The sequence below is a fragment of the Spongiactinospora gelatinilytica genome, assembly GCF_003236385.1.
GTDB lineage: Bacteria > Actinomycetota > Actinomycetes > Streptosporangiales > Streptosporangiaceae > Spongiactinospora > Spongiactinospora gelatinilytica.
The window spans coordinates 1-19,770 of the sequence record NZ_POUA01000111.1 but is presented as its reverse complement, the minus strand read 5'-3'; the positions used below and the strand labels follow the sequence as shown (position 1 = coordinate 19,770).

Annotated in this window: 17 protein-coding genes and 1 pseudogene; 9 read left to right on the top strand and 9 right to left on the bottom strand. The window is 72.2% G+C overall.

The window, feature by feature from the left end:
• From C1I98_RS41445 to C1I98_RS16050, 8 genes and pseudogenes are all read right to left on the bottom strand, one after another.
• Positions 1 to 425: pseudogene (locus C1I98_RS41445) on the bottom strand (hypothetical protein); the annotation flags it as partial.
• A gap of 2 nt (positions 426 to 427) precedes the next feature.
• Entirely contained in the window at positions 428 to 3,415 is a 2,988-nt protein-coding gene (locus C1I98_RS16080; protein ID WP_158558060.1) for an aminotransferase class III-fold pyridoxal phosphate-dependent enzyme, read from the bottom strand.
• 26 nt (positions 3,416 to 3,441) lie between these two features.
• Positions 3,442 to 4,587 carry an ABC transporter ATP-binding protein gene (locus C1I98_RS16075; RefSeq protein ID WP_111168262.1) on the bottom strand — a complete coding sequence of 382 codons (1,146 nt, stop codon included), beginning with the start codon at positions 4,585 to 4,587 and terminating at the stop codon, positions 3,442 to 3,444.
• A complete protein-coding gene (locus C1I98_RS16070) occupies positions 4,584 to 5,399 on the bottom strand; it encodes an ABC transporter permease (protein WP_111168261.1) in 816 nt (271 codons plus the stop codon). The genes C1I98_RS16075 and C1I98_RS16070 overlap by 4 nt, the downstream gene beginning before the upstream one ends.
• On the bottom strand, positions 5,392 to 6,285 hold the full coding sequence (locus tag C1I98_RS16065; protein ID WP_111168260.1) for an ABC transporter permease: 894 nt from the start codon (positions 6,283 to 6,285) through the stop codon (positions 5,392 to 5,394). The genes C1I98_RS16070 and C1I98_RS16065 overlap by 8 nt, the downstream gene beginning before the upstream one ends.
• A 10-nt stretch (positions 6,286 to 6,295) precedes the next feature.
• Positions 6,296 to 7,357 (bottom strand): polyamine ABC transporter substrate-binding protein, encoded by a 1,062-nt coding sequence (locus C1I98_RS16060; protein ID WP_199536983.1) that lies wholly within the window; start codon positions 7,355 to 7,357, stop codon positions 6,296 to 6,298.
• A gap of 74 nt (positions 7,358 to 7,431) precedes the next feature.
• A complete protein-coding gene (locus C1I98_RS16055; RefSeq protein WP_233507907.1) occupies positions 7,432 to 8,700 on the bottom strand; it encodes an aminotransferase family protein in 1,269 nt (422 codons plus the stop codon).
• Positions 8,701 to 8,732: 32 nt separating this feature from the next.
• A complete protein-coding gene (locus tag C1I98_RS16050; RefSeq protein ID WP_111168258.1) occupies positions 8,733 to 10,187 on the bottom strand; it encodes an NAD-dependent succinate-semialdehyde dehydrogenase in 1,455 nt (484 codons plus the stop codon).
• A 128-nt stretch (positions 10,188 to 10,315) separates the two neighbouring features.
• Here C1I98_RS16050 and C1I98_RS16045 point away from each other — a divergent pair, with 128 nt between their 5' ends.
• From C1I98_RS16045 to C1I98_RS16015, 7 genes are all read left to right on the top strand, one after another.
• Positions 10,316 to 10,816, top strand: coding sequence for a MarR family winged helix-turn-helix transcriptional regulator (locus C1I98_RS16045; protein WP_199536982.1), 501 nt, complete (start codon positions 10,316 to 10,318; stop codon positions 10,814 to 10,816).
• Positions 10,817 to 10,928: 112 nt separating this feature from the next.
• Positions 10,929 to 11,876, top strand: a complete 948-nt coding sequence (locus tag C1I98_RS16040; RefSeq protein ID WP_111168257.1) for a hydroxymethylglutaryl-CoA lyase — start codon at positions 10,929 to 10,931, stop codon at positions 11,874 to 11,876.
• On the top strand, positions 11,869 to 12,615 hold the full coding sequence (locus tag C1I98_RS16035; RefSeq protein ID WP_111168256.1) for an enoyl-CoA hydratase/isomerase family protein: 747 nt from the start codon (positions 11,869 to 11,871) through the stop codon (positions 12,613 to 12,615). Before C1I98_RS16040 ends, C1I98_RS16035 begins: the two co-directional genes overlap by 8 nt.
• Positions 12,612 to 13,799 carry a CaiB/BaiF CoA transferase family protein gene (locus C1I98_RS16030; RefSeq protein WP_111168255.1) on the top strand — a complete coding sequence of 396 codons (1,188 nt, stop codon included), beginning with the start codon at positions 12,612 to 12,614 and terminating at the stop codon, positions 13,797 to 13,799. The genes C1I98_RS16035 and C1I98_RS16030 overlap by 4 nt, the downstream gene beginning before the upstream one ends.
• The gene (locus tag C1I98_RS16025) at positions 13,799 to 14,656 is read left to right on the top strand and encodes an enoyl-CoA hydratase/isomerase family protein (protein ID WP_233507906.1); all 858 of its coding nucleotides are present in this window, start codon (positions 13,799 to 13,801) and stop codon (positions 14,654 to 14,656) included. The genes C1I98_RS16030 and C1I98_RS16025 overlap by 1 nt, the downstream gene beginning before the upstream one ends.
• 2 nt (positions 14,657 to 14,658) lie before the next feature.
• Positions 14,659 to 16,314, top strand: a complete 1,656-nt coding sequence (locus C1I98_RS16020) for an AMP-binding protein (protein WP_111168254.1) — start codon at positions 14,659 to 14,661, stop codon at positions 16,312 to 16,314.
• Positions 16,311 to 17,276, top strand: coding sequence for an NAD(P)H-dependent flavin oxidoreductase (locus C1I98_RS16015; protein WP_111168253.1), 966 nt, complete (start codon positions 16,311 to 16,313; stop codon positions 17,274 to 17,276). Before C1I98_RS16020 ends, C1I98_RS16015 begins: the two co-directional genes overlap by 4 nt.
• Positions 17,277 to 17,283: 7 nt before the next feature.
• Here the strand turns inward: C1I98_RS16015 and C1I98_RS16010 are convergent, their stop codons facing one another.
• Positions 17,284 to 18,732 (bottom strand): MFS transporter, encoded by a 1,449-nt coding sequence (locus tag C1I98_RS16010; RefSeq protein WP_111168252.1) that lies wholly within the window; start codon positions 18,730 to 18,732, stop codon positions 17,284 to 17,286.
• A 124-nt stretch (positions 18,733 to 18,856) separates the two neighbouring features.
• Between C1I98_RS16010 and C1I98_RS16005 the strand changes: the two genes are divergently transcribed.
• Together C1I98_RS16005 and C1I98_RS45645 are read left to right on the top strand one after the other, a co-directional pair.
• The gene (locus tag C1I98_RS16005) at positions 18,857 to 19,342 is read left to right on the top strand and encodes a MarR family winged helix-turn-helix transcriptional regulator (protein ID WP_233507905.1); all 486 of its coding nucleotides are present in this window, start codon (positions 18,857 to 18,859) and stop codon (positions 19,340 to 19,342) included.
• Positions 19,343 to 19,584: 242 nt separating this feature from the next.
• Positions 19,585 to 19,770 (top strand): DUF3040 domain-containing protein (locus C1I98_RS45645; RefSeq protein WP_146607466.1); only part of this gene is annotated, 186 nt, incomplete at its 3' end.

Sequence of the window (19,770 nt, the reverse complement as noted above, 5' to 3'; positions counted from 1 at the left end):
GGCACCGTGCTCACCGTCGACGACGCCTTCAGCACCGCCGACGCGATCGCCCTGGCCGGAGACCGGATCGTCGCGGTCGGCGGGGACGAGGAGTGCCGCGCGCTGGCCGGTCCGGGCGGGCCCGCGGCGAGCGCGTCGCGCAGCTCGGCCAGCGTCCGGAACGCCCCCATCTCCACCGAATAAGGCGGCCCGGACAGGCCGAACATGGCCAGGTGCAGGTGGGCGTCGTTGATGCCGGGCAGTACCGTGCGCCCGCCCAGATCGACCACCCGCGCGCCCGGACCGGCCAGCGCGCGGCACTCCTCGTCCCCGCCGACCGCGACGATCCGGTCTCCGGCCAGGGCGATCGCGTCGGCGGTGCTGAAGGCGTCGTCGACGGTGAGCACGGTGCCGCCGTGCAGTACGAGATCCGCTTGCGCAGTCATGCTCACCAGCCCGCTTCCAGCACGCGGTCCAGCGCCGCGGCGAACTCGTCGGCCATCGCCGGGGTGAAGGACAGCGGCGGCTTGAGTTTGAGGATGTTCCAGTGCGGGCCGGTGGGATACACCAGCACCCCCTCGTCCTTGAGCCGCTCGCAGATCATCAGGGTCTCCTCGGACGCGGGCTCCTTGGTCCGGCGGTCGCGGACGAACTCGACGCCGCTGTAGAAGCCCTGCCCGCGCACGTCGCCGATCAGCTCGTGCCTGCCGGCCAGGCCGCCGAGCCGCTCCAGCAGGTACCCGCCGGTGGTCAGGGCGTTGCGCTGGAGGTCCTCCTCCTCCATGATGCCGAGCAGTTCCAGCCCGACCGCGCAGGCCACCGGGTTGCCGCCGTAGGTCGAGAAGAACCGCCCGGTCGGATCGAAGGCCCGGGAGATCTCGCGGGTGGTGACCAGCGCGGCCACCGGGAACCCGTTGCCCATCGACTTGCCCATCGTCACCATGTCCGGCACGACGTCGGGGCCCTGCGTCTGGAAGCCCCAGAACGCCTCGCCGAGCCGGCCGAACCCCACCTGCACCTCGTCGGCGATGGTCACGATCCCGCGCTCGGCCGCGGCGGCGAAGATCGGCGCGAGGTAGCCGGGCGGGAGCACGACCTGACCGCCGCCCGCGAGCAGCGCCTCGAACAGGTACGCGGCGGGCGCGCGGCCCTCGGCGGCCAGCCTGTCGAAGGTCTCGATGACGTGCGCGGCGTACTTCGCCCCGGCCTGCGGGTCGTCGTAGCCGTACGCGCCGCGGTAGCGGTCGGGCACCGGCGTCGGGTGCGTGGTGTCGGGCTTGCCGTAGTGCCGGTAGCGCGACGGGCTCACGTCGGCGACCACCGTGGTGTAGCCGTGGTAGGCGTCGTCGATGATCACCACGTCGTCCCGCTTGGTGAGGTAGCGGGAGATCCGCAGCGCGAGGTCGTTGGCCTCGCTGCCGGAGTTGACGAAGTAGACGACGTCGAGCCCGTCGGGGAGGGTGGCGGTCAGCCGTTCGGCGTACTCGCTGAGCAGGTCGTAGACGAACCTGCTGTTGGTGTTGAGCCGGCCGAGCTGGCGGGTGGCCGCGGCCACCAGCCGGGGATGGCAGTGGCCGACGAGGGTGACGTTGTTCAAGGCGTCCAGGTAGGCCCGGCCGTGCTCGTCGTAGAACCGGCAGTCCCTGGCGCGGACCATGTTGATCGGCTGCTCGAAGTACGTCGGGTGGGTCTCGGGCAGGTGTGCCTTGCGCCCGCGCAGGGCGGTGTCGATCACCGGGGTCCAGGCCGTGACCGCGCGCCCGGCCACGCAGCCGGCCAGCAGCGGCGTCGGGTCGGGCAGCAGCGCGCGCCACACGCCGGCCTCGGTGTGGCCGGTCCGGTGCGGGGCGGGGGCGGTGAGCGGGACGGCGGCGACCCGCAGGCGCACCCGCGCCGGCAGGCCGTCGTCATCGGCCCCGGGCGCGACCTCGCCGATCCGGCCGCCCGCCGGGACCTCCTCGCCGTCGGCGAGGGCGGGGGCCAGCCCGCCGTACAGGGTCCAGAAGCGCACGTCGGGGGCGGGCTCGTGGCGCAGCGCGGGCTCGCCCGCGACGTGCTCGAACCGGCCGGCCAGCGGGGCGGACACGGGGGTGCCGGGCGCGGCGAACAGTTCCACGCCGAGCGTCTCGCCGGGGTCTTCCGGGTCCAGGAAGCGCGGCTCGCCGTACCGGCCGACCGGCACACCGTGCGGCACGGCCTCGATGGCGGTGCGGGCCGCGGCGCGCAGTTCGGCGGGCTCGCGCGGGTCCGCGCCGTCGTAGGCGTCTCCGGTCGCGCTGAGATCGACCGCCGTCAGCGCCCCCTCCAGCAGCTTGGCGGGCGGCCCGGCGCGGCCGGCCAGCCACGCCGTCACCGCCTCGGCGGCCGGGTGCGCGGCCAGGCCGCACGCCTGGCGCATGGTGGCCACGCCAAGTTCGGGCGAGGTCGCGGCCAGCGCGCGGACCAGGTCCGCCGCCGCGGCGGAACGATGCCGGGGGTCGCCGTGCCGCTGTTCGGCGTTCAGCCGGGCGGCGGTCCCGGCGACCGTGGCCGCGCGCAGCGCGATCAGCGGGAACAGGGCTTCGGCCTCGGCCTCGGTGAGCGGGCAGGCGGTGTGGTAGGCGGCGGTGAGCGCGCGTGCGACGCCGAGCGGGTCGGGCTGGCCGCGCATCACGCTCGCGGCGAGGACGGCCAGGTCGGCGATCCGCGCGGTGGGCAGCGCGTCGCCGAAGTCGATCAGGCCGGACACGCGGGTGCGCTGCCCGGTACGGGTGACCAGCACGTTGAAGGCGTTCAGGTCGTGGTGGACGACCGCGACCGGCAGGTCGTCGAACCGCTCGGCCAGCACCGGCGCGTGCGCGTCGCGCACTCGTTCCAGCGCCGCGCGCAGCTCCCCGTCCGCGACGTACGGCAGCGCGCCCGCCAGGGCGGCCCCCATGTGGCCGAACTCCCAGTAGTGCGGCGCGGGCGGGTCGGGGTGCTCGAAGGCGGCCGTGGCCGCGGTCAGCCGGCCGGTCACCGCGCCGACGTCGGCCATCAGCTCGGCGGAACGGCGGCCCGCCTCGGCCAGCGGGCGGCCGGACACCCAGGTCAGCACCCGGGCGACCAGCTCGCGCCCGCCGTCCTCGACGATCGCGACCGGCTCGCCGTCCACGCCGGGCACGACCCTCGGCACGGCCAGGAACGGGTCGTGGGCGGCGAGGTGGCGCAGCAGCGCCGACTGGAACTCCACGGCGGGCAGGTCGGCGCGGCCGGTCAGCTTGAAGACGAACTCCGCGCCGTCCTCGTCGCGCACGTACAGGTTGCGGTCGGTCTCCCCGGCGAGCGGCCGCAGCGCGGCGGCGCGCAGGCCGAAGCGGTCGCGCAGGATCTCGCGGATCCGCGGCTCCGGCAGGTCCGGCACGCCCGCGGTGATCCGCTCGAAGCGCTCGTCGGTGTGGTCGGTCTTGGCGGCCACGCGGTGGCTCCCCTCCCCGGGCTGGTTCACGGCAGGACTGGTGTGGCGGACCGGACTTCGGGCACGGACACGGCGGCTCCGGCGGGGTCGGCCACGACGGCCTGGTGCGCCGGGTCCCACGCCACGGTGACGTCGTCCCCGGGCGCGGCCGGCAGCGGCGGCCCGACCAGGCGCATCGCCATGCCGGTGGTGCCGTCGGCGAACCGCAGGCCCACCTGGTGGTGGGTGCCGACGTACACGACGTCGGTCACCGTGGCCGCGACCCGGTTGTGGCTCTCGGGGACCTCGGTCTCGTCCGCGCACAGCTCAAGGCGCTCGGGACGCACGATGACCACGCCGCTGCCGGTCTCGGGGGCCTCCGGGACCCGCACCGAGAACCGTTCACAGCGCAGCACCCCGGCCTGCCGGTCCACGGTCCCCCGGAAGCAGGTGGACTCGCCGAGGAACTGCGCGACGAACAGCGTCTCGGGCCGTTCGTACAGGTCGGCGGGGGTGCCGACCTGCTCGATCCGGCCCTCGTTGAAGACCGCGATCCGGTCGGACAGGGTCAGCGCCTCGTGCTGGTCGTGGGTGACGAAGATGAACGTCATGCCGAGTTCCCGGTGCATGCGGGCGATCTCGCGCTGCAACTGGTCGCGCAGCCGCCGGTCCAGCGCGCCGAGCGGTTCGTCCATCAGCAGCGCGCGCGGCTGGTAGACCACCGCGCGGGCCAGCGCGACGCGCTGCTGCTGGCCGCCGGAGAGCTGGGTGGGCAGCCGGTCGGCGTACGGCTCCAGGTGGACCAGCTTCAGCGCCTCGGCGACCTTGGTCTCGATGTCGGCCTTGGGCATCCGGCGCTGCTGGAGCGGGAAGGCCACGTTCTTGGCCACGCTCATGTGCGGGAACAGCGCGTACTGCTGGAAGACCACGCCGAGGTTGCGCCGGTGCGGCTTGAGCCGGGAGACGTCCCGGCCGTCGATCTCGATGGAGCCGGCCGACACGCCGACGAAACCGGCGAGCATCGACAGCATGGTGGTCTTGCCCGAGCCGGAGGGCCCGAGCAGGGTCATGAACTCGCCGGGGGCGATGTCGAGCGAGACGTCGTCCACGGCGGGCCGCGCGGTCCCGGGATAGACCTTGGACACCCGCGAGATCCGGATGCCGTGGCTGCCGTCGCTTGGACTTGGGCTCATGATGTGCTCCGCTTGCGGCGTACGAGCAGCGGAACCAGCAGGACGATGGTGGTGGCGGCCACCATCAGACTGGACGCCGCGGCGATCGTGGGGTCGATTTCCAGAGTGATGGAGTTGTACATCTGCACCGGAAGCGTCTGGATGTCCGGCGTCTGCAGGAACAGCGCGATGACCACCTCGTCCAGCGAGGTCACGAAGGCGAACACGAAGCCGGACAGCACGCCGGGCGCGAGCAGCGGCACCGTGACGCGGAAGAACGTGGTCAGGGCGGTCGCGCCGAGCGTGGCGGCGGCCACGTCCATCGTCCGGTCGTACCCGGCCAGGCTGGTGGACACCACGGTCACCACGAACGGCAGCGCCAGCACGGTGTGCGCGGCCACGAAGCCGGTCGCGGTGCCGTTGAGCTGCCAGCGCAGGAACACGCCGTAGATCGCCACCGCCACCACGATCCCCGGCATGATCATCGGCGCCATCATCAGCGACCTGATCGCGTTGCGGCCCTTGAACCGCGCCCGGTCCAGGCCGAAGGCCACGCCGACGCCGAGAACGGTGGCCGTCAGCGCCACCAGGAACGCGATCTGCACCGAGGTGAGCAGCGAGAACATCCACCGCTCGGAGTTGAAGAACGCCTCGTACCAGCGCACCGACCAGTTCTTCGGCGGGAACTCGAAGGTGTCGGCGCCGGAGAAGCTCATCGGCACCACGACCACGGTCGGGGCGGCCAGCAGCAGCCCGACCAGGGCGACGACCGACTTCAGGCCCCAGCCCAGGGCGTGGTCACGGCCGACGGCCGGCTTGACCGCATCACTCATTGCCCACCGTCCCACTGAGCGCGGTGAACGGCCGGGTGAACCGCGACACCACGAAGAGCACCAGCAGCGTGATCATCAGCAGCACCGCGCCGAGCGCGCCCGCCCCGCCGAAGTCCAGCAGCGCGCTCACCTTCTGCCCGATCACCTGGGGCACCAGGGACTGCTGTGGCGAGCCGAGCAGCGCCGGGGTGATGTAGAAGCCCAGCGTCATGATGAAGACCAGCGAGAAGCCGGACAGCATCCCCGGCACCGAGAGCGGCAGGTAGACCTTGGCGAACGCGCGCCGACGCGGGGCGCCAAGGCTGGTGGCCGCGTCCAGCAGCCGGGGATCGATCTGCTTCATGGCGCTGTAGAGCGGCAACACCATGAACGGCAGCATCACCTGCACCATGGCCACCGTCACCCCGGCGACCGTGCCGAGCAGCACCACGCCGTCCAGGCCGATCAGGCCGAGCATCCGGTCGATCAGCCCGTCCCGCCGCTCCAGCATGTACCAGGCGAAGTTCCTGGCCATCAGCGACGTCCAGAAGGGCAGCAGCACCAGCACGGTCATCACTCCGCGCGCCCGCGGGCCGACCTTGGTCATCGCGTACGCGTAGGGGTAGGCGACGATGAGCGTGGAGCCGGCCACGATGAGTGCGGTGACGAGCGTCCGCACGATCACCGTCACCGAGATGCCGTCGTGCAGCAGGGCGACGTAGTTGCCGAGGCCGGGGGCCGGATCGGTGAAGCTCTGCCAGACGATCGTGGCGATCGGGTAGACGAAGAACACCAGCAGCAGGGCCGCCGCGGGCAGGATCAGCCAGCCCGCCGCGCGCCGCCGCGCCCTTCCGGCGCCGCGCGCGGGGCTCACCCCGGGCGGCGCCTTGATCGTGGCCGTGGTCATCGAAGGGTCCTCAGCCGGCCAGCCACGCCGTGTAGCGCTGGGTGACCTTGTCGAAGTTCTTGCCCCACCAGTCGTCGCTCATCCGCACCACACCGGCCTTGCGGTCCTCGGTGAAGGGATTGATCTGCTGCTGGATGTCGTCGTACTTCGGTTTGATCGTGTCCCTCACCGGCTGCACGGACGCCAGCTCGGCGAAGTGCCCGGTCGGGCCGTCCTTGGCCGCGAAGGCGATCAGCTTCATCGCGGCCTCCTTGTTCGGCGCGCCCTTGGGGATCACCAGGTCGTCCCAGTTGACGAGGGTCTTATCCCACACGGTCTTGAAGGGCGCGCCCGCCTTGAGCGACTGGTAGGCGCGGGCGGTCAGCACCAGGCCCATGTCCACCTGCCGGTCCACCAGCATCTGCTGCATCTGGCCATAGGTCTTGGCGAACGTGGTGACCGCCTTGATCGGCTCCATCTTCTTCAGCGCCCGCTCCACGTCGAGCGGGTAGAGCTTGTCGGGGGCCACGCCGTCGGCGAGCAGCGCGGCCTCCAGGATGCCGACGGCGACCTCCGGGGGCACGATCCGCCGCCCCGGATACTTCTTCACGTCGAAGAAGTCGGCCAGGGCGGTCGGCGGATCGGAGGCGTACTTCTTGGTGTCGTACATGAACATGAGGCTGTAGAAGTAGGCGGGCACCCCGCACTCTCCTACCGTGTCCGGCGGGAACGCCGACTTGTCCACCACGGAGAAGTCAAGTTTCTCCAGGTAGGTGCCACAGTATTGAGAGGCGGCGGCGGCGCTGGTGTCCACGAGGTCCCAGGTGACCTTGCCCGCGTCGACCATGCTGCGCAGCTTGGCCTCGTCCACCGGGCCGTCGTTGCGGACCTTGATCCCGGTCTCCTTGGTGAACGGGTCCTGCCACGCGGTCTTCTGGTAACCCTGGAACGGGTTCCCCGTGGACACGAACGTGAGCGCCTTGTCGCCCGCGTCGCCGCCGGGCGAGCCGCCGATACTGCATCCCGCGGCCAAGGTCACGGCGAGGCCCACGCCGACCAAGGCCCTGGCCTTGGTGCCTATGTTCCGACGCACGACTTTCCTCCGGTGTTGCTGGAACTTTCTGTCGATTGCGGCTCGGCGCTGCCCCCGGCGGCTTCCGGCCGGATCTAGCCCGCTGCCCTGACCTGACGAATCAGAACCCGGGCCAGCGTGTCGAGCTGCTCCTCGCTGATGACCAGCGGAGGAGAAAGGACGATGTTGGTTCCCGAGGCGCGGACGATGACACCCTCCGCCCGTGCCCCGCTCTGTACCGCGGCGGCGTCGCCGGACGCGAACTCCACCCCGAGCATCAGCCCGACGCCGCGCACCTCAAGGACGTGATCCAGCTCCTCCAGCGGCTTGAGCGCGGTGAGCAGCCGGTCTCCCAGCAGTTTGGCGCGGTCCAGCAGGCCCTCGCGTTCGATGATGTCGAGGTTGGCCAGCGAGACCGCCGCCCCTACAGGATGCCCGTTGTAGGTGAATCCGTGTAGGAATGACGCCCCGTCAGCCAGGTCGAGCACCCGGTGACCGATAAGGACCGCCCCCATCGGAATGTATCCGCTGGACAGGCCCTTGGCCACGACGATCATGTCCGGTTCGACGCCGAAGTGTTCGGCGGCGAACCAGTGCCCGGTCCGGCCGAACGCGGTGACGATCTCATCGAGGATGAGCAGGATGCCGTGCCTGCGCAGTATCTCCTGCACCCTGGGCCAGTAGTCGGCGGGCGGCGGCACCATGCCGCCGACGCCGAGCACCGGCTCGCCGATGAACGCGGCGATCCGCTCGGGGCCGATCCGCGCGATCCGCTCCTCCAGCTCGGCGATCAGCACGTCGGTGGCGCCGGGGCCGTGGACCACGCCGTGCGGCTTGCCCAGGAACTCGATGCCGGGCATCAGCGGCCCGAAGCCCTCCCGCAGCCGGTCGATGCCGGTCGCGGCGAGCGAGCCGCTGCCCATGCCGTGGTAGCCGCCGACGCGGGCCAGGACGATGTTGCGCTCCGGCTCGCCGTTGTTGCGGTGGGCCAGCCGGGCGAGCTTGATCGCGGTCTCGTTGCCCTCCGAGCCGCCGTTGGTGAAGAAGACCCGCTCGAGGCCGGCCGGAGCCAGGTTCAGCAACCGGTCGGCCAGCCGGATCGACGGCTCGTTGGAGTAGTCGCCGAAGGAGGAGTAGAACTCCAGGCGGCCGATCTGCGCCGAGGCGGCCGCGGCCAGCTCGGGCCGGCCGTGCCCGACCGGGCACTGCCACAGGCCGCAGGTGCCGTCGATGTACTCACGGCCCTCGACGTCCCACACCAGCGCGCCTTGGCCGCGGTCCAGGATCATCGGCTCGGCGGGAGCGCCGATCACGGTGTGCGGGTGGATGATGCTGAGCGTGTCCAGCTCCGCGAGGGTCGGCACGACCTCCTCCTTCAGGGCATCACCGGTCTTGTTCACAGCTTCACCGACACGGACTTGGTCTCCAGGTAGGCGTCGATCCCCTCGCTGCCGCCCTCGCGCTCCTGCCCGCTGTTCCTGATGCCGCCGAAGGGCAGCTCAGGCCGTACCGGGAAGGGGTCGTTGACGCCGATCAGGCCGAAGCTCAGCCGGTCGGCGGTGCGCAGCACGCGGTCCATCCGGTTGGAGTAGACGTAGGCGGCCAGGCCGTAGTCGGTGGCGTTGGCGCGCTCGACGACCTCGTCCTCGTCGTCGAAGGCGTAGATGGGCAGTACCGGGCCGAACGTCTCCTCGCTGCTGATCAGCATGCTGTCGTCCAGGCCGGTCAGCACGGTCGGCTCGTAGAAGGCGCCGGCCAGCTTGGCGTCACCGGGCTCCCAGCGGCGTCCGCCGGTGAGCACCGTCGCGCCGCGCTTTCTGGCGTCGGCCACGTGCCGCTCGACCTTGTCCAGGCCGGCGAAGTCGATGAGCGGCCCGACCGTGGTGCCCGTGGTGGTGCCGTGGCCCACGCGCAGCTCGGCCACCCGTTCCAGGACGAGGGGCAGGAACTCCTCCAGCGCGGTCCGCTGCACGAACAGCCGGTTGATCGAGATGCAGCTCTGCCCCGCGTTGGCGAACTTGGTGGCGACGACCCCGGCGGCGGCCGCGGCCAGGTCGGCGTCGTCGAACACGATGGCGGGCGAGTGCCCGCCCAGTTCCAGTGAGGTGCGGCGCAGGTGCTTGTCGGTCGACCTGATCAGGCTGAGCCCGACTTCGGTGGATCCGGTGAAGGTCACCTTGCGCAGCCTGGGGTCGGCGAGCAGCGCCCCGGCCACCTCGGCGGGACGGCTCGTGGTGATCGACTGGAGCGCGCCCGGGGGCAGGCCCGCGTCGGCGATGATGCGGATCAGCTCGGTCGCGATCAGCGGGGTCTGCTCGGCCGGCTTGGCGATCACGGTGCAGCCCGCGGCCAGCGCCAGGGACAGCTTGCGGACCAGCATGCTGGCCGGGAAGTTCCAGGGGCTGATCGCCAGCGTCGGGCCCACCGGCTCGCGCATCACGAGGCCGGGGCCCGCGGCGTTCGGCGGGGTCACCCTGCCGTACGCCCGGCGGCCCTCCTCCGCGGCCCACTCCAGCATCCGGGCGGTGCCCAGGATCTCGCCGCGGGACTCGCCGAGCGGCTTGCCGTTCTCCGCCGTGAGCACGGCGGCGAGCCGGTCGGCCTCGGCCCTGATGCGGTCGGCGGCCCTGCGCAGCGTGGCCGCCCGCTCCTCGCTGGGCACTTCGCGCCAGGTCCGGAACGCGGTGACGGCCGCGGAGAGCGCCGCGAGCGCGTCGTCGGGGCCGCCGTCGGCCACTTTCGCGATGACTTCCAGCGTCGCGGGATCCACCACCTCGAAGACGGAGGCGCCGGAGCGCCATTCACCGTCGATCAGCAGGGTGGCGGAAGTTTCGGCTGGGTCAACGGCCATGAGCGCCGCCTCCTTGCTCGGGTTTCGCCGGTGTCCGTCGGTGCATGCAGCAGTGTTGGCACCCCCTGTTGTTTTTGTCAACACCCAATCGGCGGTCTGGCGGCGTCGCCCGGCTTACAGTGGAGTGCATGAACGCCCACCCCACGCGCTCGCCCACCACCGCGGCCGAGGCCGCCGAAGAGCGCCCGATGCTGCCGATAAGGGAGTTGCTCTCCTACCGGCTGCACCGCGTGGCCAATGCCCTCTCACGCAGCGCCGCCCTGCGCTACCGGCGGGAATTCGACGTGACGCTGCACGAGTGGCGCACCATCGCGCTGCTCGGCGCCGACGAGCCGCTGACCGTCAACCGGCTGGCCCGGCTGGCCGGGCTGGACAAGGCTCAGATGAGCCGGGTGACCGGCAAGCTCACCGACCGGGGGCTGATCGAGCGGGAGCCGGGGCCCGGCCGTACGACGCAGCTCTCACTGACCCGTAGCGGGCGGGTGCTCTACCGCGGCCTGATTCGGGCGGCGAACGAGCGCAACGACGCCTTCCTCGTCTGCCTAACCCCCCTTGAGCAGGAAGTTCTCGACTCGGCACTGAGCAAACTGGCCACTTTGGCAAAGGTCCTCGAACGCTCCGAACACTGATCTCCGCCCACCGGCCGCCTCCTCCGCCACGGGTCTCGGTGTTGACGATGACAACACCAAGCTATATATCTGCTGCTACGACCCATGCGGTGCCAACCCCGAGGAGGCGGACGTGCACGGCGACCGCGTCACGATCTGTGAGTGCTTCGCCCGAGACGGACTCCAGCACGAGGAGGCGTTCGTTCCCACCGACGTCAAGATCGAGCTGATCGACGCGTTCCGCGAGGCCGGCTTCACCAGGATCGAGGCGACCAGTTACAGCCATCCAGAACGGGTTCCCGCCTTCCGCGACGCGAGCGCGGTACTCGCCGGGCTGACCCACGCGGACGGCGTGGCCTACAAGGCGACCTGTCCCAACCCCCGCGCCGTGCAGCGCGCCCTGGCCGACCTGGACGCCGGGCACGGCGCGACCGAGCTGAGCCTGCTGGTCTCGGCCACCGAGTCGCACACCGAACGCAACCTCGGCACCACCCGGGAGCGGCAGTGGGACAAGGTCGCCGAGATGGCACGGCTGGCCACCGGCCGGTTCCGGCTGGTCGGCGTGATCTCCGTGGCCTTCGGCTGCCCCTTCGAGGGCGCGGTCGATCCCGCGGTCGTCGCCGAGGACGTCGCCAGGTTCGCCGAGCTGGGCGTCGATCTGGTGACACTCGGCGACACGACCGGCCTGGCCACGCCCAAGACGGTGTCCGCGGCCTTCCGCCGCACCCTCGCGGCGCATCCGGGGCTCCCGGTGGTGGCCCACTTCCACAACACCCGGGGCACCGGGATCGCCAACTGCGTCGCCGCGCTGGAGGCGGGTTGCCGCGACTTCGACACCGCGATCGGCGGCGTCGGCGGGCATCCGGCCCAGATCCAGTACGGGGGCGGCATCACCGGCAACGTCTGCACCGAGGACCTGGTGAACCTGCTGGAGTCGGAGGGGGTGTCCACCGGGCTCGACCTCGGCCTGCTGATGGCCGCCTCGCGCCGGTGTGAGCAGGCGCTCGGACGGACATTGCACAGCATGGTGGCCCGCGCCGGTTTCGGCCTGACCCACGGAGAGGTACCCCAGGATGCCTAACGACGACGCCGAAGTGCTGATCAGTGAGCGGCACGGCGCCGTACAGGTGCTGCGCATGAATCGGCCGGCCAAGCTGAACGCGCTGAACACCGCGCTCACCCAGGCGCTGCACGACGAGCTGCGGCGGGCCGACGAGGACGACGACGTCCGCGCGGTGGTGCTCGCCGGGCAGGGCCGGTCGTTCTGCGCCGGGGCCGACACCTCCGAGTTCGCCGGGCTCACCCCCGCCGACAACCAGGCGGTGATCCGGCGCGCGGAGCTGACCACCAAGACCCAGGCCATGCTGCAACGGATGCGCAAGCCCATCGTGTCCGTCGTACAGGGCCACGCCCTGGGCGGCGGCGCGGGCCTGGCCATCGGCTGCGACATGATGGTCGCCGCCGAAGACGCGACGTTCGGCTATCCGGAGCTGCGGCACTCGCTGGTGCCCGCGATCGTGATGACCGGGCTGCAACGCCAGCTCGGCCGCAAGCTCGCCTTCGAGCTGATCAGTACCGGACGACGGCTGACCGCCGCGGAACTGGCCGAGAACGGCCTGGCCAACCGGGTGACGCCGGTGGACCGGGCGTTCGACACGGCCCTGGAGATCGCCTCCCGCTGGGCCGAGGTGAACCCGCTGGCCATGTCCGCCACCAAGGACCTCTTCTACCGGGTCGCCGACCTGCCGTACGACCAGGCGATGCGGACCGGCGGCGACATCAACGCGATCATGCGCGGATTCGCGGGGGCGGGCGGATGAGTCCGTTGAGCGGGATCACCGTGCTGGACTTCTCGCGGGTGCTGGCCGGGCCGATGGCCACCCAGATCCTGTCCGAGCTGGGCGCCGAGGTGGTCAAGATCGAGCGGGCCGACGGCGGCGACGAGTCACGGTACTTCGAGCCGCGGCTGCCCGGCGGCGAGAGCGCGTACTTCTTCGCCTTCAACCGGGGCAAGCGCTCGGTGACGCTCAACCTGAAAAGCCCGCGCGGCCAGGAGATCGCCCGCGGGCTCGCCAAGCGCGCCGACATCGTGGTGGAGAACTTCCTGCCCGGCGTGATGGACAAGCTCGGGCTCGGATACCGCGACCTTTCGGCGATCAACCCCGGCCTGGTCTACATCTCCAACACCGGCTTCGGCCAGGACGGTCCGTACGCGCACCGCAAGGGGTACGACACCATCTTCCAGGCGCTGTCCGGGATCATGTCGCTCACCGGGCACCCCGGCACCCCGCCCGCCAAGGCCGGTATCCCGGTCTCCGACATGACCTCCGCGCTGTGGATCGCGGTCGCCGCGCTGACCGGCCTGGTCGGGCGGGGCCGCACCGGCCGGGGCGCGCATGTGGACCTCGCTATGATGGATGTGCAGGTGAGCCTGCTCGCGCTGGCCGCCGCCCGGCTGTTCGCACTGGACGAAGACCCGGCGCGGACCGGCACCGAGCACCCGGGGCGGGTGCCGTCGGCGGCGTTCGAGTGCGCGGACGGCAGGTGGCTGCACATCAGCGGCAGCGACCAGCACTGGAAGGCGCTGTGCGACGTGCTCGGCCTGCCCGAGCTCGCCGCCGATCCCGGCCTGGCCGCCAACTCGGGCCGGGTGGCCCAGCGGGCCAGGGTGATGGCCGCCCTCGGGGCGGCGATCGCCGGCCGCTCGCGCGATGAGCTGGCCGACGCGCTGCGCGCCGCCGACGTGCCGGTGGGCGAGGTCAACTCGGTACGCGAGGCGCTGTCGGACCCGCACATCGACGCCCGCGAGATGGTCGGCCACTTCGAGCACCCCGTGGAGGGCACGTTCCCGGCCCTGCGCACCCCGATACGCATCGACGGCCTGGACCGGCCGCCGCTGGCCGCCCCGCCGCTGCTGGGCGCGGACACCGAGGCGGTGCTCAGCGAGACGCTCGGACTGGATCCGGCGGAGATAGCCCGGCTGCGCGAGGAAGGAACGATCTAGTGGCCGACATCACGGACGGACCGGTGCTCGTGCGCCATGACGGGAGCGTGGCGCACGTCGTGCTGAACCGCCCGGCCGCGCGCAACGCGCTGAACCTGGCGATGTGCCACCGGCTCCGCGAGGTCTTCGAGGACCTGGACTCCGACGGGGACGTGCGGGTGGTGCTGCTGAGCGCGAACGGCCCGGCCTTCTGCGCCGGGGCCGACCTCAAGGAGCGCCACGGCCACGACGCCGCATGGGTGCGCCGCAGGCGGCTGGCCTCCTTCGCCGCCTACGAGACCATCGAGCGGTGCGCCAAGCCGGTGGTGGCCCTGGTCCGGGGGCCCGTCGTGGGCTCGGGCGGGGAGATCGCGATGAGCTGCGACTTCATCATCGCCGGGGACGACACGACGTTCAGGTTTCCCGAGCCGCACCGCGGCACGGTGGGGGCCACCCAGCGATTGCAGCGGGTGATCGGCCGCGGCCGGGCCAAGGAGCTGCTGTTCACCGCGCGCGTCATGGACGTGCGCGAGGCCGCCGCGGTGGGCCTGGTCGCGCGGGTCGTACCGGCCGATGACCTGCTCGCCGAGGGCGCGCGGACGGCCGAGACGATCGCGAGCGCGCCCCCGCTGTCGATCGGCCTGACCAAGCAGGCCGTGGACCTCGGCTCGGAGACCGACCTCGGCAACGGCATCCGGATCGAGATGGCCGCGATCGAGCGCTGCCTGGCCGATGGCGGGACGAATCTCGACCGCCGCCCGCCCGACGTTCGCAATGGTCAGGGGCTTCCGGCAAGGCCCGCGAACGACCAGCTATATTCCGGACAAAAGGGACCTTCCACGCCTTCCCTGGACGGCGCCCGAGGAGGAGACCAGTGACCATGACGCAGTCCGCCGCCGGACGGGTGAGCGGCGTACTCTCCGCCGCCGACCTGGCCGCGGCCTGCCCGCTCACCGCCGACGCCGCGCTGCGCCGGGCCGTCGTGACCGGGGGCGAGGTGGAGGCCGTCGTGACGCCGCGAGAGCGGATCACCTACGGTGAGCTGGCCGAAGAGGTGGCCGCCATCCGGGCCGCGCTCGCCGCCGCCGGGGTGGGCCGGGGCGACCACATCGCCGTCTGCCTCGGCAACGGCCCGCGCTGGGTGGCGCTGTTCATCGCGATCGGCTCGCTGGGCGCGGTCACCGTCCCGGTCAACACCCGGCTGCGCGCCGACGAGACGGCCTACGTGCTGCGGCAGTCGCGGGCCCGCATGCTCTTCGTCGCCGACCGGTTCCTCAAGATCGACTTCATCGGGATGCTGCGCGAGATCTGTCCCGGCGTGGACTCCGCGCTCCCCGACCTCGCACTTCCCGACCTGCGCTCGGTCGTCGTGATCGGCGCCGACGTACCGGCCGCGGCGACCCGCTGGGCCGACTTCCTGGGCGGTGCGAGCGGCCCGGTACCGCCCGCCTCCGAGCCGGACGACGTGCTGCTCATCCAGTACACCTCGGGCACCACGTCCTACCCCAAGGGCGTCCTGCTGACCCACCGCAACATGTGCGCGGACGCGTACTTCTCCGGCACGCGGCTCGGCCTGCGGCCCGGCGACAGATTCCACAGCGCCCGGCCGTTCTTCCACGCGGCGGGCAGCACGCTTTCGGTGCTGGCCAGCGTCCAGCACGTGACCACGCTGGTCACGATGGACCGCTTCGAGGCCGGCGAGGCGCTGCGGATCATGGAGGCGGAGCGTTGCACGCACTTCGCCGGCAACGACACCATCGCGCTGATGCTGCTCAACCATCCCGACCGGCCGCGCCGCAGGCTCTCGCTGCGCGGCGCCTGGGCCGCCGCCTCCCCCACCGTGGTACGCCGGATCGTGGCCGAACTCGGGGCGAGGGAGTGCGTGGTCGGCTACGGCCTGTCCGAGGCGTCCCCCAACGTCGCGCAGTCGGCCTGGTGGGAGCCCGAGGATGTGCGGGTCTCCGGCCGGATGCTCCCGGAGCCGGGCGTCGAGGTACGGATCAGGGACCTGGAGAGCGGCGAGGACTGCCCGCCCGGCCGGCCCGGCGAGATCCTGGTACGCGGCTGGAACGTGATGCGCGGCTACTACGAGATGCCCGACGAGACCCGGGCGGCGCTGTCGGCGGACGGCTGGCTGTCCACCGGCGACCTCGGCACGCTCGGCCCGGACGGCCGGCTGGAGTTCGTCGGCCGGGCCAAGGACCTGATCAGGGTGGGCGGCGAGAACGTGGCCCCGGCCGAGGTCGAGGACGTGCTGCACCACCACCCGAAGGTCCGGCTGGCGGCGGTCGTCGGCGTGCCCGACCCACGGCTGATGGAGGTCCCGTTCGCGTTCGTGGTGCTGAAGGACGACTGCCGGGCCGAGCCCGAGGAGATCCTGGACTGGCTGCGCGAACGGCTGGCCGGCTTCAAGGTCCCCCGGCACCTGCGGGTGATCTCCGGCTTCGAACATATCGGCATGACCGCCAGCTCCAAGGTGCAAAAGCGGCATCTCGCTGCGTACGCGGAGCGGTTGCTCGCCGGTGAGGAGCGGTGAGCCGGATCGAGACCCCCGTCACCCGGCTGCTCGGCATCGACCTGCCGATCGTGCAGGCGGGCATGTCGTGGGCGTCCTCGTGCGCCGAACTCCCGATCGCGGTCTCCAACGCGGGCGGCCTCGGCGTGATCGCCGCCGGGCCGATGCGCCTGCCCGACCTCGCCCGCACGATCGAGCAGGTACGCGAGGGCACCGACCGGCCGTTCGCGGTGAACCTCCCGCTGTACCGGCGCGGAGCCGAGGAGGTCATGGACCTCCTCGCCCAGATGGACATCCCGGTGCTGATCGCCTCCCAGGGCGGCCCGCGCCGGTACCTGAGCAGGTTCAAGGACCTCGGCACGCTGTGCCTGCACGTCGTCGCGGGCGAGGAGCACGCGCGCAAGGCACTGGACGCGGGCGTGGACGGGCTCATCGTCGTCGGCGGCGAGGCCGGCGGCCACCCGCCGGCCGCGCTGGTCTCCACGCTGGTCATGGTCAGGGCCGTGGCCAGGTTCGCGCCCGGCACGCCCATCATCGCCTCCGGCGGGCTCGCCGACGGCGCGGGCCTCGCCGCCGCGCTGGCGCTCGGGGCGGGCGCCGCGCAGTTCGGCACCCGCTTCCTGGCCAGCACGGAGTCCAGCCTGCACCCGGCCTACAAGGCCGCGGTGGTGTCCGCGGGGGTCGGCGACACCCTGACCGTGGGGCGCGACCTCGGCGTGATCCGGGTGCTGGCCAACGACTTCGCCGCCCGGATGGCCGAACTCGAACACGGCGGCGCCGACGTGGACAAACGCCGCGCGCACTTCGCCTCCACCAGCCTGCGCGCCGCCGCCCTGGAAGGCGACGTGGCCGCGGGCAAGGTGGAGGTGGGCCAGTCGGCGGGCCTGATCGACTCCATCCTGCCCGCCGCCGAGATCGTCCGCCGCCTGGTCGCCGAGTACGCCGACACGGTGAACGGGCTGCCACCCGTCCAGGAGCCGTGACGCGCGCTCACCCGCGCGGTGTCTGCTTTTCCGGTCGGGGCAGCAGGGACATCAGGGCGGCGGCGGCGAGGTAGCAGGCGATCTGCCAGGGCAGGATCGTGGCCAGGGCGTCGGCGTAGGCCGCCGGGCCGGAGGGCGCGGCGTCCAGGCGGGCGAAGAACACCGAGCCGAGCACGGCGACGCCGAGCGCGCCGCCGAGCTGGGTGACGGTGTTGAGCACGCCTCCCGCCACTCCGGCGTCCCTGCCGGGCACTCCGGCGAGCACGACGTTGATCAGGGAGGGTGCGGTGAGCCCGAGTCCCGCGCCGCCCAGGAACAGCGGTACGGCGAGGGCCCACGAGGACGGCTCGCCGCCGCGGACCATCACCAGCAGGACGACCTGGGACGCGGCCAGGACCAGCGCCCCGGAGGCCGGCAGGGCGCGGCCCGCGCGGCCGGCGAGGGCCGCGCCCACGCCCGAGGTGAGGATCGACCCGATCGCGTACGGCAGGATCACCAGGCCGGTCTCCAGCGCGCCGCGCCCGGTGCCTGCCTGGAGGTAGAGGGACAGCAGCAGGAAGAAGGACCCGAGCGCGCCGAAGAACAGCAGGCAGACCGCGAGTCCCGCGCTGAAGGAGCGGACGCGCAGCAGCGCCGGGTCGAAGATCGGCTGCCCGCCGCGCGCGGCGCGCCGCCGTTCCACGCCAAGGAAGATCGCGCCGACCGGGAGCGCGCAGGCCAGGACGGCGAAGCCCCACCAGGGCCAGCCCCACTCACGGCCCTGGACCAAGGGCAGGAGCAGCAGTACGGCGGCGAGCGCGGCGAGCGCCGCGCCGGGCAGGTCCAGCCGCGAGCCGTCCGGCACGCGGGACTCGGGCATGAACCGGCCGCCGACGGCCAGCGCGAGGACCGCGACCGGCAGGTTGACCCAGAAGATCGCCCGCCAGCCGAGGCCGAACAGGTCGGCCTCGACCAGGACGCCGCCGAGCAGCGGCCCGGCCACCGACGCCAGGCCCAGCACGGCCCCGTAGGCCCCGAGCGCCCGCGCCCGCGCGGCGGGCGCGAAGGAGGCCCGGATGACGCCGAACACCTGCGGGATCATCAGGCCGCCCGCCAGCCCCTGGGCGATCCGCATGCCGATCAGCAGGCCGGGGGACGCGGCCAGCCCGCAGCCCGCCGACGCCAGCGCGAACGCGGCCAGCCCGAGCAGGAAGACCCGGCGCCGGCCGAACTGGTCGCCGATCCGGCCGCCGGTGATCAGGCCCGCGCCGATGGCGAGCGGGTATCCGGCGACCGTCCATTGCAGCGCGGCCTCTCCGGCGCGCAGGTCGGCGGCGATGGCGGGGGCCGCGACGCTGACGATGGTGGCGTCCAGGAGTTCCATGAAGGACGCGAGAAGAACGGCGGCGAGCACGAGGCCCGCCGCGCGCCCGGACAATACGGGCGGGGACGTGGTGGTGCCGGTCGTGGTGGTCATGCTTGGAGTGCGCTCCTCGCATCGGTGCGGTAACATTAGCTGCGCGACACAGTTACTGCGTCATGCAGTGACTATATCGGATATTTCGCTGCGCGACGCAGCGATCGACGGGAGGGGCGGCACCGTGGCGGCGACGAACGAGGACCGGGCGGCCCTGCTCGGCGAGCTGGTCACGCGTTCCATCCCGGGCTGGGCCATCGCGGTCGTGCGGCTCAACAGCGCCGTCGCCGGCCGGCTGGGGGTCACCGACACCGACGTGCTGTGCCTGCACGTGCTCGACCGGTACGGCCCGGCCACCCCCGGCGCGCTGGCCAAGCGGGTCAACCTCACCACCGGGTCGGCCTCGCGCATGATCGACCGGCTGGTGGCCGCCGGGTGCGTCCGCCGGGTGCCCGACCCCGCCGATCGCAGGCGGGTGCTCATCGAGCCCACCCAGGAGGGCCGGGACCGCGCCGCGACCGCCTACGCCGGGCTGGTCGCCCGCACCCATGCGGAGCTGGCCGGCTACACCGAAGAGGAGCTGCGCACGCTCGCGCGGTTCATGGCGGCGGCCGAGCGCGACACCGCCGCCGAGGCCCAGCACTTCCAGAGCACTGCACCAGGCGACTGAAGCTGCGGCTTTCCGGTTCTGGACGCTCTCGTTGGGCATTCCTGTCGTCGTGCTTCCCAGGAATTTGGCCGCCTTTCCCGGGAATTTACCGGAGATGGCGGAGGATCTGCGGTAAATCGGTCATGGCCAGGGGCGCCGGTTCCTGAGTTCGGCCCGGTGGCGGCCCGGGCACGATTCGCCGTCACCGCGCGCGGGTAGCGAAGTGATTGAGTCCCGCATACGCGAACACAAGCGAAATCGTCATGAACGGCCGGCGCCGTCGCCGGGCGCGTCCGCCGGTCATGCGGACGGCGGATGGCCGCAGCCGGACCGGCCGGCACTGGCAGGTGATCGGCATGGGATTGTCCAGATACGAGCAGCGGGTGCTACAGGAGATCGAGCGCTGGTTCCATCGCACCGACCCCGACTTCGCCATCGCCATGTCCGCC